This is a genomic window from Micromonospora terminaliae (assembly GCF_009671205.1).
Lineage (GTDB): Bacteria > Actinomycetota > Actinomycetes > Mycobacteriales > Micromonosporaceae > Micromonospora > Micromonospora terminaliae.
This window is the reverse complement of the sequence record NZ_CP045309.1, coordinates 3739149-3751741: the sequence shown is the minus strand read 5'-3', so window position 1 is coordinate 3751741 and position 12593 is coordinate 3739149. Positions and strand designations below refer to the sequence as shown.

The 12593-nt window shown below is 72.7% G+C and carries 11 protein-coding genes; 6 read left to right on the top strand and 5 right to left on the bottom strand.

Features of this window, described 5'->3' with window-relative positions; all coding sequences use genetic code 11:
* The first annotated feature begins 147 nt into the window (after window positions 1-147).
* A complete protein-coding gene (locus tag GCE86_RS16930) occupies window positions 148-951 on the top strand; it encodes an SGNH/GDSL hydrolase family protein (RefSeq protein WP_154227871.1) in 804 nt (267 codons plus the stop codon).
* A 44-nt stretch (window positions 952-995) separates the two neighbouring features.
* Here GCE86_RS16930 and GCE86_RS16925 read toward each other — a convergent pair whose 3' ends face one another.
* Together GCE86_RS16925 and GCE86_RS16920 are read right to left on the bottom strand one after the other, a co-directional pair.
* On the bottom strand, window positions 996-2312 hold the full coding sequence (locus GCE86_RS16925) for an exo-beta-N-acetylmuramidase NamZ family protein (protein WP_275587199.1): 1317 nt from the start codon (window positions 2310-2312) through the stop codon (window positions 996-998).
* A gap of 54 nt (window positions 2313-2366) precedes the next feature.
* Window positions 2367-2858, bottom strand: a complete 492-nt coding sequence (locus GCE86_RS16920; RefSeq protein WP_154227870.1) for a glutathione peroxidase — start codon at window positions 2856-2858, stop codon at window positions 2367-2369.
* A 143-nt stretch (window positions 2859-3001) separates the two neighbouring features.
* Between GCE86_RS16920 and GCE86_RS16915 the strand changes: the two genes are divergently transcribed.
* Window positions 3002-4639, top strand: a complete 1638-nt coding sequence (locus GCE86_RS16915) for a glycosyl hydrolase family 18 protein (RefSeq protein WP_154227869.1) — start codon at window positions 3002-3004, stop codon at window positions 4637-4639.
* 70 nt (window positions 4640-4709) lie between these two features.
* Here GCE86_RS16915 and GCE86_RS16910 read toward each other — a convergent pair whose 3' ends face one another.
* Entirely contained in the window at window positions 4710-5696 is a 987-nt protein-coding gene (locus GCE86_RS16910) for an AraC-like ligand-binding domain-containing protein (RefSeq protein WP_154227868.1), read from the bottom strand.
* A 243-nt stretch (window positions 5697-5939) separates the two neighbouring features.
* Between GCE86_RS16910 and GCE86_RS16905 the strand changes: the two genes are divergently transcribed.
* The 3 genes from GCE86_RS16905 (at window position 5940) to GCE86_RS16895 (ending at window position 9034) form a co-directional block, all read left to right on the top strand.
* Window positions 5940-6434: a hypothetical protein gene (locus GCE86_RS16905; RefSeq protein ID WP_154227867.1), complete on the top strand. Its 495-nt coding sequence runs from the start codon at window positions 5940-5942 to the stop codon at window positions 6432-6434.
* Between the two features lie 114 nt (window positions 6435-6548).
* Window positions 6549-7955 carry a class II 3-deoxy-7-phosphoheptulonate synthase gene (locus GCE86_RS16900; RefSeq protein WP_151465666.1) on the top strand — a complete coding sequence of 469 codons (1407 nt, stop codon included), beginning with the start codon at window positions 6549-6551 and terminating at the stop codon, window positions 7953-7955.
* A 104-nt stretch (window positions 7956-8059) separates the two neighbouring features.
* Entirely contained in the window at window positions 8060-9034 is a 975-nt protein-coding gene (locus GCE86_RS16895; protein ID WP_204342678.1) for a threonine aldolase family protein, read from the top strand.
* A gap of 83 nt (window positions 9035-9117) precedes the next feature.
* Here GCE86_RS16895 and GCE86_RS16890 read toward each other — a convergent pair whose 3' ends face one another.
* Window positions 9118-9987, bottom strand: coding sequence for a deoxyribonuclease IV (locus GCE86_RS16890; protein ID WP_154230541.1), 870 nt, complete (start codon window positions 9985-9987; stop codon window positions 9118-9120).
* A gap of 14 nt (window positions 9988-10001) precedes the next feature.
* Entirely contained in the window at window positions 10002-11984 is a 1983-nt protein-coding gene (gene pknB, locus GCE86_RS16885) for a Stk1 family PASTA domain-containing Ser/Thr kinase (protein ID WP_154227865.1), read from the bottom strand.
* Window positions 11985-12126: 142 nt separating this feature from the next.
* On the opposite strand from pknB, the gene GCE86_RS16880 reads away from it, so the two are divergent.
* The gene (locus GCE86_RS16880; protein WP_420846478.1) at window positions 12127-12528 is read left to right on the top strand and encodes an Rv2175c family DNA-binding protein; all 402 of its coding nucleotides are present in this window, start codon (window positions 12127-12129) and stop codon (window positions 12526-12528) included.
* The last annotated feature ends 65 nt before the right edge of the window (window positions 12529-12593 follow it).

Below are 12593 nucleotides of genomic sequence, written 5' to 3'. Positions count from 1 at the left end.
AAATCCTTCAGTTCCGATCACCGTCATGACAACGATTTGTATCAATAAGCGTCTATGGGCAACCGGCGCGAAACGTTGATCTTCCGTCCGGGTCCGATTCATTGATATCTATCTCGCACCACCACTTCCCACCCCCAGGAGTGCGACGTGCGGAGATCCCGTCTTGCCACCCTCGCCCTGACCCTGGCCGCCTCGTTCGGGGCCACGCTGACCCTGGCCACCCCCGCCCAGGCGGCCCCGACCGACCGCTACGTCGCCCTCGGTGACTCGTACGCCTCCGGCGTCGGCGCCGACAGCTACACCTCCGAGAGCGGGTCCTGCCTGCGCAGCACCAACGCCTACCCGGCGCTCTACAACACCAACATCCGGCCGGCCTCGTACCGGTCGGTCGCCTGCTCCGGCGCGACCACCACGGACGTCGTCAACAACCAGCTCTCCGCGCTCTCCTCGACCACCACGCTGGTCAGCGTCACGGTCGGCGGCAACGACGTCGGCTTCTCCACCATCATGAGCACCTGCGTGCTGCAGGGCGAGACCCAGTGCGTGGCGGCGATCCAGGCCGCCGAGGACAAGGCCCGCACGCAGCTTCCCGGCAAGCTGGCCACCGTCTACAACGGCATCCGGAGCCGCTCGCCCTCCGCCCGCGTCGTGGTCGTCGGCTACCCGGTCTTCTACCAGCTCGGCACGGTCTGCGTCGGGCTCAGCGCCACCTCGCGGGCGAAGATCAACGAGGGGATCAACCTGGTCGACGACATCACCCGCACGGCGGCCACCTCGGCCGGCTTCACGTTCGCCGACGTCCGCTCGATCTTCGTGGGCCACCAGCTGTGCAGCTACGGCGAGAAGTGGCTGCACGCGTTGAACTACCTGAACCTCACCGTCTCGTACCACCCGACGGCCGCGGGGCAGTCCGGCGGCTACTACCCGGTCTTCCGCTCCGCCGCGGGCTGACCGGTGCGGGGCCCGGGGTGCGCACCCCGGGCCCCGTCGTCGGCTCAGTAGAGCAGGTACGGGCGCCGGCGTCGGTCGAACGCCGCCAGCTCGTCGGCCCAGGCGCCGACCACGTCGTCCACGTCGGCTCCGGCGTCGATCATCGTGCGCAGGCGGGGCGAGCCGGTCAGCTTGTCCACCCAGTACGGCCGGACCGCGTCGTACGAGTCGTACCGCCACGCGAAGGCCGGGTACTTCCGCGCCTCGACGAGCATCGCCACCGCGGTGCGGATCGGGTCGTAGGCGGCCCGGTCGACGACCTTGACCTCGACGCCGGCGCAGAGCTTGTTGAGCAGGGCCGGCTTCTGCCCGGCCGCCGTCGGCGAGAAGTACGCCTCGCGGAACTCGACACCCGGCAGGTTCCGGGCGTTGAGCCGGTCTCCCCAGTGGTGGTCGAAGTCGCCGGCGAGCCCGCCGATCAGCTCGAACGGCCGGCAGGTGCCCCGCCCCTCGGTGATCGACGCGACGCCCTCGAACAGGCAGGTGCCCGGGTAGACCAGCGCCGTGTCGGGTGTGGGCATGTTCGGGCTGGGCATCACCCAGGGCAGGTCGGTGTCGGCGGCGAGCTTGTCACGCTTCCAGTTCCGGCACCGCACCACCTCCAGCTCGACGGATCGGCCGGCGTCGGCGGGCAGGAACTCCGCGTTGAAGAACCGGGCCAGCTCGCCGACGGTCATGCCGTGCTGCTGGACGATCTCCTTCAACCCCACGCCGGACGTGTAGGCGGGCGTCATCATGGGCCCGTACGCGCGGCCGCCGACCGGGTTTGGCCGGTCGAGCACGACGTACCGCCTGCCGACGCGGGCCGCCGCGACCATCGAGGTGTACATCGTCCAGATGTAGGTGTAGAACCGGGCGCCGACGTCCTGGATGTCGAAGACGACGGTGTCCACGTCGGCCGTCGTGAACAGGCTCTCCCACTTGGCCTGGCTGGCGCCGTACGCGTCGTAGACCGTGATGCCGGTGCGGGCGTCCGTCCCGGTGCCCTCGCTGCCGCCGGCCTGGGCGGAGCCGCGGAACCCGTGTTCGGGGCCGAACGCCGCGACGACCTGCACGGCGCCCGACTCGTGCATGAGGTCGACCAGGTGCCGGTAGGCCGAGTCCACACCGGTGGGGTTGGACACCACTCCGACCCGCTGGCCGTCCAGTTCGGCGAAGCCGGAACCGACCAGCACGTCCAGGCCGGTCGCCACCCGGCGGATTCCGGGCACCGCCGGTGCGGCCGTGCCCGGGGCCGCCGCGACGACCGCACCCGCGGTGACCGCGCCCGCGCCGGCCAGGAACTTTCTGCGCTCCATCATGACCTCCTCGTCCGAGGTCATTGAAATTTAGCTACAGCTCGATGGGCGGTCAAGGAAAGTTCCCTACAAAGGACGTCAGCCGACCGGCAGCGCCTTCTCGACGGCGGCGCGCAGCTCGGGGGAGTCCGGGGTCACGGTCGGGGCGAACCGGGCGGCCACGGTGCCGTCCGGCGCCACGAGGAACTTCTCGAAGTTCCACCGCACGTCGCCGGTGTGCCCCTCGGCGTCGGGAGTGGACACGAGTTCGGCGTAGAGCGGGTGCCGGTGCGGGCCGTTGACGTCGACCTTCTCCGTGAGCGGGAACGTCACGCCGTAGTTGACCTGGCAGAACTCCTCGATCTCGGCGGCGCTGCCGGGCTCCTGGCCGGCGAACTGGTTGCACGGCACGCCGAGCACGGTGAGGCCCCGCTCGGCGTACTCGTCGGCGAGGGCCTGGAGGCCGGCGTACTGCGGGGTGAGGCCGCAGCGGGACGCCACGTTGACCACCAGCAGGGCCCGGCCGCGGTAGCGCCCGAGGTCGGCCGGGCCGCCGTTGAGAGCGTCGATCTGCACGTCGAAAACCGTCATGGGACGAGGCTACGGGGCCGCGGAGGCCGCCCGGAGGCCGACCCGATGAATCGATGCATCTACATCTTGACGAAGTGATGACGCGTGAGTAGCGTCTCAGCATCCAATCTGGAAAGTTTCCTAACTGTTTGGGGAGACGCCGTATGAAGAGATCGCTCCGCCGGGCCCTCTGGGCCGGCGCCGTGGTCGCGCTCGCGGTCGCGGCGGTGCCGATGGCGACCGCCTCCGCCGCGGGCAGCGTCACCGCCACGTTCACCAAGGTGCAGGACTGGGGGACCGGGCACGAGGGGAAGGTGACCGTAACCAACGGCACCAGTGCCAGCGTGGACACCTGGCGCATCGAGTTCGACCTGCCCGCGGGCACCACCATCAGCAGCTTCTGGGACGCCGACGTCACCAGCAGCGGCAACCACTACGTGGCGGTCAAGAAGAGCTGGGCCGGCCCGCTCGCCGCGGGCGCCAGCTTCAGCTGGGGCTACAACGGCACCGGGGCGTACAAGGCGCCGTTGAACTGCACGGTCAACGGCGGGTCCTGCTCGGGCGGCGGCACTCCTCCGACGACGACCCCGCCGACCACGACCCCGCCCACGACGACGCCGCCCACCACGACCCCGCCGACGACCACCCCGCCCACCACGACGCCGCCCACCACGACCCCGCCGAGCGGGGGCAAGAAGGTGGTCGGCTACTTCGCCGAGTGGGGCGTCTACGGCCGGAACTACCACGTCAAGAACATCCACACCAGCGGGTCCGCGGCCAAGCTCACCCACATCCTGTACGCCTTCGGCAACACCACGGGCGGCCGGTGCAGCATCGGCGACAGCTACGCCGACTACGACAAGGCGTACACCGCGGCGGACAGCGTCGACGGCGTGGCCGACACCTGGGACCAGCCGCTGCGCGGCAGCTTCAACCAGCTGCGCAAGCTGAAGAAGATGTACCCGAACCTGAAGGTGCTCTGGTCCTTCGGCGGCTGGACCTGGTCCGCTGGCTTCACCCAGGCCGCGCAGAACCCGGCCGCGTTCGCCGACTCCTGCTACGCGCTGGTCAAGGACCCGCGCTGGGCGGACGTCTTCGACGGCATCGACGTCGACTGGGAGTACCCGAACGCCTGCGGCCTCCAGTGCGACAGCAGCGGCCCGAACGCCTTCAAGAACGTGGTCAGCGCGCTGCGGAGCAGGTTCGGCAGCAACTTCCTGGTCACCTCGGCGATCACCGCGGACGGCAGCAACGGCGGCAAGATCGACGCGACCGACTACGCCGGCGCGGTGCCGTACCTCAACTGGCTCATGCCGATGACGTACGACTACTTCGGCGCCTTCAACGCCCAGGGGCCGACCGCGCCGCACTCGCCGCTCTACTCGTACACCGGGATCCCGCAGCAGGGCTTCTGGGCCGACGCGGCGATCCAGAAGCTCAAGTCCAAGGGCGTGCCGTCGGACAAGCTGCTGCTCGGCGTCGGCTTCTACGGCCGGGGCTGGACCGGGGTGACCCAGACCGCCCCGGGCGGCACCGCCACCGGCCCGGCGCCCGGCACCTACGAGCAGGGCATCGAGGACTACAAGGTGCTCAAGAACAGCTGCCCGGCCACGGGCACGGTCGGCGGCACCGCCTACGCCAAGTGCGGAAGCAACTGGTGGAGCTACGACACCCCGTCGACCATCGGCGGAAAGATGACCTACGCGAAGAACCAGGGCCTCGGTGGCGCGTTCTTCTGGGAGCTCTCCGGAGACACCAGCAACGGTGAGCTCATCGGCGCCATCAAGGGCGGTCTCGGCTGAGCCGAGGGCCGACGCACCACCCACCCGGCGGGGAGGGGCCGCACCGGCCCCTCCCCGCGCGGTGTCCCGTTCAGGTACGGATGCTGCGCGCCCGGTGCTCGCGGGGCGAGAACCCGTACGCGGCACGGAACGCGCGGCTGAAGTGCGCCCGGTCCCGGAAGCCCCAGCGGGCGGCGACCTGGTGGACGGCGAGGTGCCGCAGCCCCGGGTCGGCCAGGTCCCGGAAGCAGCCGTCCAGCCGGGCCGTGCGGATCAGGGCCGCCACGCTCGTGCCGGTGTCGTCGAAGAGCCGGTGCAGTGCGCGCAGCGAGATGTGGTGCGCCTCCGCGACGACGGTCGGCGTGAGCCCGGGGTCGGCCAGGTGCTCCCGGATCCACGCCTCCACCCGGGCCCGCAGGCCGGTGACCCGCACCTCCACCGGGAGTTCCCGCTCGGCCTCCAGATGCCGGGCCAGGGTCCCGGCGATCAGATCCAGGGCGATCCGGTCGAGCCGTGGCGCGTCCGAGGCGTCGTACTGCTCGGGGTGGGCCACCAGCCGGCGCAGGAAGGTGGCCAACAGGGCACCCATCCCGGTATCGGCGGGGACCTTCGCGGCGAGCAGCGCCGCCGCCCGGCGCGGCGGCAGCGGCAGCGCCCGGTGCGGCACCAGCACGGTCAGCGTCTCCAGCCGGTCGGCGGCCCGGTCCGGCACCTGACGGGAGCCGTGCGGGCGGACGGTGTCGATGAAGGCGAAACCGGACGGGCCGAGCCGGCCCGACCGCCGCTGCTGCGACACCACGCCGTGGCCGTTCAGCGGCAGGACGAGCTGGTAGAGCTCGGGGTCCGAGCTGCGGATCAACCTCGGGGTACGGGCCAGCTCCAGCGACGGGTACCGCCAGGCGCCGAGCCGGACCACGCCCAGGTCGACCGCCCGGGCCGAGGCGGCGAAGTCGCCCGCGTGCGCGGTGCTGATCCGGGCGGCCGCCGACTCGCGGGCCACCAGGTCCTGCCAGAAGTCGAACCGCTCGGCCGGGGGCAGCCAGGCGGTGTCGACCGATGCCACGGCGAGGATGGCCAATCACCTCCTTCGGGGGTACGCCATTGTCGGCGCCGGCCGGCCCGGCGTCCATTCCGTGCGGGCGGACGCCGATCCGCGTGCCGCTCTGGCCGGCCGGGACCATCCGGGCGAGGATGGGACGGCCGTCGCGGAGCCGGGCGGCGGGCGCCCCCGGGCGGCCCGGCGGACCGGCATCCGGCGGTGTCGATGTGACAGACTCGCCGCTCGGCATGTCCCGATGTCCGCGCCGATGGAAGGGGACCGATGGGCCTGACGCACCCGAGGGCGGTGGCCGGCGCGGCCCTGCTCGCGCTCCTGCCGGTCACGCTGGCCGGCTGCGGCCTCGGCGGCGGGGACGACGCCCCGGACAGCCCGGCCAGCGGATCCCAGCGGGCGCCGGCCGAGGAGGCGGCGGCCAAGAGCCGGGAGCGGGTCCAGGCGTACCTGGACGCGATGGCGGCCAAGGACGTCGACGCCGGCCGCAGCCAGCTCTGCGCACCCATGCAGAGCGCCTTCGACGCGGCCGCCACCGGGCCGAACGGCGACTTCGCCGACCACTTCACCGTCCCGCAGGCCACCATCACCGACGTCCGGTCCGGCCCGCAGGGCGAGGAGGTGAGCACCTCGGTCACCGTGGCCGTCGGGTCCCGCAAGGCCACCCGCTCGCTGCTGTTCACGGTCACCCGCAGCGGCGCCGACTGGTGCATCGCGGGCGAGACGCCGGGCGGCAACACCCCGTCGCCGGCGGTCACCCCCTGATCCCGGACCGGCCCCGACCTGCGGCGCTCTGCCGATGTGGCGCTGATCTCCCAACCACCGGAACCGTCCCCCTCGACGGTGAGCCGCCCCGGCGGTCGCCGTACGCTTTCCTCCATGCGCCATGAGTGGCACCAGCTGAGTCACCCCGCCGTGGGCAGCCCGGGGCTCCAGACCAGTCGCCCGACCGCCGATTCCGCCGAGGACGCCGCCCTCGGCCTGGACCGCTGGCGCGAGCTGCCGCGCGCGCAGACCCCGCCCTGGCCCGACCAGGAGCAGGTCGCCGAGGTCTGCAAGGTGCTGGACACCGTGCCGTCCGTGGTCGCGCCCTACGAGGTCGACCAGCTCCGGCAGCGGCTGGCGCTGGTCTGCGAGGGCAAGGCGTTCCTGCTCCAGGGCGGCGACTGCGCCGAGACCTTCGCCGACAACACCGAGAGCCACCTGCTGGCCAACGCCCGCACCCTGCTCCAGATGGCCATCGTGCTGACCTACGGCGCGTCCCTGCCGGTGGTCAAGGTCGCCCGGGTCGCCGGCCAGTACACGAAGCCCCGGTCGCTGCCGACCGACGCGCGCGGCCTCCCGGCCTACCGCGGCGACATGATCAACTCGCTGGAGGCCACGCCGGAGGCGCGGGTCGCCGACCCGCAGCGCATGATCCGGGCGTACGCCAACTCGGCCGCCGCCATGAACATGCTCCGGGCGTACCTGGCCGGTGGGCTGGCCGACCTGCACGCGGTGCACGACTGGAACAAGGGCTTCGTCAAGCAGTCCCCGGCCGGCGAGCGCTACGAGGCCATCGCCCGGGAGATCGATCGAGCGCTGGCCTTCATCCGCGCCTGCGGGATGACCGACGACGAGGCGCTGCGCACGGTCACCCTCTACTGCTCGCACGAGGCGCTGGCGCTGGAGTACGACCGGGCCCTCACCCGGATCTCCGGCAACCGGGCGTACGGCCTGTCCGGGCACTTCCTCTGGGTCGGCGAGCGCACCCGGCAGCTCGACGGCGCGCACCTCGACTTCATCTCCCGGATCGCCAACCCGATCGGGGTCAAGCTCGGCCCGACCACCACCCCGGACGAGGCCATCGAGCTCTGCGAGAAGCTCAACCCGGACAACATCCCCGGCCGGCTCACGCTGATCAGCCGGATGGGCAACCACCGGGTCCGGGACGCGCTGCCGCCGATCGTCGCCAAGGTCACCGCCGCCGGCGCCAAGGTCGTCTGGCAGTGCGACCCGATGCACGGCAACACCCACGAGTCCTCGAACGGCTACAAGACCCGGCACTTCGACCGGATCGTCGACGAGGTGCTCGGCTACTTCGAGGTGCATCGCGGCCTGGAGACCCACCCGGGCGGCCTGCACGTCGAGCTGACCGGCGAGGACGTCACCGAGTGCCTCGGCGGCGCCCAGGGCATCGAGGACCTCGACCTGCCCGACCGGTACGAAACCGCCTGCGACCCGCGACTGAACACCCAGCAGTCGCTGGAGCTGGCCTTCCTCGTTGCGGAGATGTTGCGTGGCTGACGCGAGGAGTGAGCTTGCGAGCCCCGCAGTCGGCAGCCGAAAGGATCATCGTGGCTGAGTTCATCGACCTTCGTTCGGACACCGTGACCCGGCCGACCGCCGGGATGCGCGAGGCCATGGCGACCGCCGAGGTCGGCGACGACGTCTACGGGGAGGACCCGACCGTCGCCGCGCTGGAGGCCGAGGTCGCGGCGCTCTTCGGGCACGAGGCGGCGTTGTTCGCCCCGAGCGGCTCGATGGCCAACCAGATCGCCCTCCAGCTCGTCGTCCCGCCCGGGGACGAGCTGCTCTGCGACGCCGACGCGCACGTGGTCACGTACGAGATCGGCGCCGCGGCGGCGTACGGCGGGATCTCCTCGCGGACCTGGCCGGCGGTGGGCGCGGACGTCGACCCCGAGGTGGTGGCCGGGATGGTCCGGCCGGACGGCTACTTCGCGGTGCCGACCCGGGCCATCGCCGTCGAGCAGACCCACAACCGGGGCGGCGGCGGGGTGATCCCGCTCGCGACCCTGCGTGAGCTGCGCCGGGTCGCCGACGGCCACGGGCTCGCGCTGCACTGCGACGGCGCCCGGATCTGGCACGCGCACGTCGCCGACGGGGTGCCGCTGGCCGAGTACGGCGCGCTGTTCGACACCCTCTCGGTCTGCCTCTCCAAGGGCCTCGGCGCCCCGGTCGGCTCGCTGGTGGTCGGCAGCGCCGAGAAGATCGCGCGGGCACGGTTCGTCCGCAAGCGGATGGGTGGCGGCATGCGGCAGGTCGGCATCCTGGCCGCCGCCGGCCGGTACGCGCTCGCGCACCACGTCGAGCGGCTCGCCGAGGACCACGCCAAGGCGGCCCGGCTCGCCGAGGCGGTCGCGCCCCACGGGGTGCTCGCGACCGTGGTGCGGACCAACATCGTTCCGCTCGACCTGACCAAGCACCCGCTCGACGCGCCCGCCCTGGCGGCGGCCGCCCGGGAGCGGGGCCTGCTGATCTCGGTGCTCGGCCCACGCACGGCCCGCCTGGTCACCCACATGGACGTCTCGGACGCCCAGATCGACGACGCCGTGGAGATCCTCGCCCGCCTGCTCCGCGCCTGACCTTTGTTGATCAAGAGGTTTGCGTCGTCCGGGACGCAGATTTCGACGCAAACCTCTTGATCGACCCCGGGGCCCGGGCGGGGTCAGGGGTGGAGGCGTTTCAGGTTCGCGATGTCGGCGGCGTGGCCTTCGTGCTTCTCCGTCGGGGTCTCCACCAGGACGGGGACGCCGGCGGTGGCGGGGTGGCGCATCAGCTCGGCGAACGCCGGTTCGCCGATGGTGCCCTTGCCGATGTTCTCGTGCCGGTCGCGCGTGGAGCCGCACAGGTCCTTCGAGTCGTTCGCGTGCACCAGCTTCAGCCGGTCCGCGCCCACCGCGGCGACCAGCGCGTCCAGCGTGGCGGTCATCCCGCCCTCGGCCGCCAGGTCGTGCCCGGCCGCCCAGGCGTGGCAGGTGTCGAAGCAGACGCCCAGCATCGGGTGGCGGTCCACCACGTCGAGGTAGGGACCCAGGTGCTCGACCCGGGAAGCCAGCGACCGGCCGCCCCCGGCGCTCGGCTCGACCAGCAGCATGGGACCACCGCTGGCCGCGCTCTCGTCCAGCAGCGGGAGCAGGGCCGCGCGGACCTGCCGCATGGCCGCCTCGGCGTGGCCCGCGTCGACCGCGCTGCCGGCGTGGAACACCACGGCCTCGGCGCCGATGGCCCGGCCCCGGCGCAGCGCGTGCGCCAGCGTCTCCGTCGACCGTTCGACCGTGGCCGGGGTGGGGGAGCCGAGGTTGACCAGCAGCGAGGCGTGGATGAAGACCGGCAGGCCGCGCTCGCCGCAGCCGTCCCGGAACAGCACGTCCTGCTTCGGGTCGCCCGCCGGCAGCGCCCAGCCCCGCGAGTTGGAGACGTAGACCTGCACCGCCTCGGAGGCGGCCGCGTCGGCGTACGGCAACGCGGCCTTGGCCAGGCCCCCGGAGGTGGGGGTGTGCGACCCGACCCGCCGTCGCTCGCTCGGCCCGCTCAGCCCGCTCGGCCCGTTCACAGGCAGGTCACCGTGACCGGGGTGCCCGGCGGCACCGGGGTGTTCTCGCCCGGGTTCTGGAAGCGGGCCACCCCGTTCGGGTTGAGCTGGATGTTGACCGGGAAGCCCTGGCTCTCCAGCACCTGCTTGGCCTGCTGGCAGGGCAGGTCGACCACGCGGGGGACGGGCACCTGGGCCGGGCCCTTGCTGACGTCGAGCTTGACCTGGGCGCCCTTCTCCACGCCGGTGCCGTCGGCCGGGCTCTGGCCGAGGATCTCGTCCTTCGGCTTGTCGGAGTCCTTGTACGTCTCGACCGGCGTCAGCCCGAGCTGGGCGAGGGTGTTGCGGGCCTCGCCGAGGTTCTTGCCCACGAGGTTCGGCACGGTCACCGGGGCACGGCCCTTGCTCAGGATCACGGTCACCTTCGCGCCCGGCTTGACCACCGTGCCCACCTTCGGGTCGGTGCCCAGCACCACCCCGGCCGGCAGCGCGTCGTCGTAGCGGGAGCTGCCCTTCACCGGCACCAGCTTCGCGCCGGTCAGCTCGGCCTGGGCCAGCTCGAAGTCCTTGCCCACCACGTCCGGCACCGGCAGCCGCTCGGGACCGAGCGACAGGGTCAGAGTGATCGTGCCGCCCTTGACGATCCGCGTGGCCGACACCGGGGCCTGGCCCAGCACCGTGTCCTTGGGGATCTTCTCGTCGTAACGGGGCTCGGCGTAGCGCAGCGTGAAGCCACCCCGGGTGGCCTGCGCCTCCGCCTCGGCCTTGGTCAGGCTCACCAGCTGCGGGGCGACCGTGTAGCGGCCCACCCCGAACCACCAGCCGCCCACCGCGGCCACCAGGCCGAGCACCACGGCCGCCGCGGCGACCGCCAGCCGGCCGCGCGGCGAGCCCATGATCCGGGTACGCAGCCCGGCCAGCCGGGCGCCCAGGCCCTCGTCCTCCACGGCGCGGCGGCGGTGCGTGCGCTGGCCACCGCCCTCGGGCAGCCGGGCCCAGGCGGGGCGCTCGGCCGGGCGGACCGCCGCCACCACCATGGTGGGCTGCGCGATCACGGCCGTCTCGTCGCCGAGCTGGCGCAGCACCGCGGTGTGCGAGTGCGGGTTGCCCAGCTCGTCGCGCGCGGCCTGCACCTCGGTCAGCAGCGCACCGGCGTCGGCCGGGCGGGCGGCCGGGTCGCGCCGGGTGGCCCGGGCGACCAGCGCGTCGAGCACCGGGGGCAGGGACGGCACCAGGGTCGACGGGGCCGGCACGTCGCGGTCGACGTGCTGCCAGGCGACCTCCACCGGGCGGTCGCCGTCGTACGGCACCCGGCCGGTGAGCATCTCGAACAGCACGATGCCGGCCGAGTAGACGTCGGTGCGCGGGTCGGCGTGGCCCTGGGTGACCAGCTCGGGCGCCACGTACGCCACGGTGGCCATGAGCTGGTTGCCGTTCTCCTCCTCGGCGCTCGCCTCGACGGCGCGGGCCAGCCCGAAGTCGGCCACCTTGACCACGCTGTCCACGAGGCTCGTGGTGCCGCCCGTGGGCGGCTCCGCGACCAGCACGTTCTCCGGCTTGACGTCGCGGTGCACGAGACCGGCCCGGTGCGCGGCGGCGATCGCGGCGAGCATCTGCTCGGCGATGGCCAGCGCCTCGTCGGGGCTGAGCCGGCGCCGCTCGGCGAGCACGTCGCGCAGGGTGCGGCCGCGCACGTACTCCATCACGAGGTAGGGGAGGCCGGCGTGGCTGCCCTGGTCGTAGACCGCCACCACGTTCGGGTGGGTGAGCCGGGCGATGGTCTTGGCCTCGTCGGTGAAGCGCTCCACGAAGCCGGCCATCCGGGCCCGGGCCTCGGGCGCCTGGGTCGGGTGAATGATCTTGACCGCCACGGTGCGCTCCAGGCGCTCGTCGGTGGCGGTGTACACGGTCGCCATGCCGCCACGGGCCACGCGACCGCGAATGCGGTAGCGCCCGTCGATCAGCGAGCCCAGCAACGTGTCGGCGACCTGTGTGTCCATCGGCAGGCAGTCTATGTGTCGGGAGGGTGAAGGTTGAACAGGATGCTACAGCCGGCGTCCCACCCGGTGGCGCCGCGCACGCGTCCGGCGGGGTGCGGGGTGCCGCCGACCGGCCGCGGCGGGCACGTGGCAGGGTGGTCGGGTGACCGATTCCGTACCCGCCGAGACCGCCGCCGAGACCGCCGCCGGGGCCGACCTGCCGGGACCGACCGACCCGGCCGGCTGGCTGACCCTGCCGGACGTGGCCGAGCGCCTCGACCTGTCGATCAGCAAGGTGCACCAGATGATCCGCGACCGGGAACTGCTCGCGGTGCGCCGCGACGGCGTCCGCCGGATCCCGGCCGACCTGGTGGCCAACCGCACCGTGCTCAAGCACCTGCCCGGCGTGCTCAACCTGCTCGCCGACGCCGGGTACGACGACGAGGAGGCGCTGCGCTGGCTCTACGAGCCGGACGCCACCCTCCCCGGCATCACCCCGGCCGCCGCCCTCGCTGGCGACCAGGCCCGCGAGGTCAAGCGCCGCGCCCAGGCCCTGGGCTTCTGACGGGTGCCGCCCGCCTCGCCGATCATGCGGTTGGCGGCACTTCCGGAGATCGACTTCGCCGTCAA

Coding starts and splice junctions, on each gene's coding strand:
- GCE86_RS16925 (WP_275587199.1), bottom strand. CDS start 2,312: ATGACCTCGGACGAGGAGGTCATGATGGAGCGCAGAAAGTTCCTGGCC.
- GCE86_RS16920 (WP_154227870.1), bottom strand. CDS start 2,858: ATGACGGTTTTCGACGTGCAGATCGACGCTCTCAACGGCGGCCCGGCC.
- GCE86_RS16915 (WP_154227869.1), top strand. CDS start 3,002: ATGAAGAGATCGCTCCGCCGGGCCCTCTGGGCCGGCGCCGTGGTCGCG.
- GCE86_RS16905 (WP_154227867.1), top strand. CDS start 5,940: ATGGGCCTGACGCACCCGAGGGCGGTGGCCGGCGCGGCCCTGCTCGCG.
- GCE86_RS16900 (WP_151465666.1), top strand. CDS start 6,549: ATGCGCCATGAGTGGCACCAGCTGAGTCACCCCGCCGTGGGCAGCCCG.
- GCE86_RS16895 (WP_204342678.1), top strand. CDS start 8,060: ATGCGCGAGGCCATGGCGACCGCCGAGGTCGGCGACGACGTCTACGGG.
- pknB (WP_154227865.1), bottom strand. CDS start 11,984: ATGGACACACAGGTCGCCGACACGTTGCTGGGCTCGCTGATCGACGGG.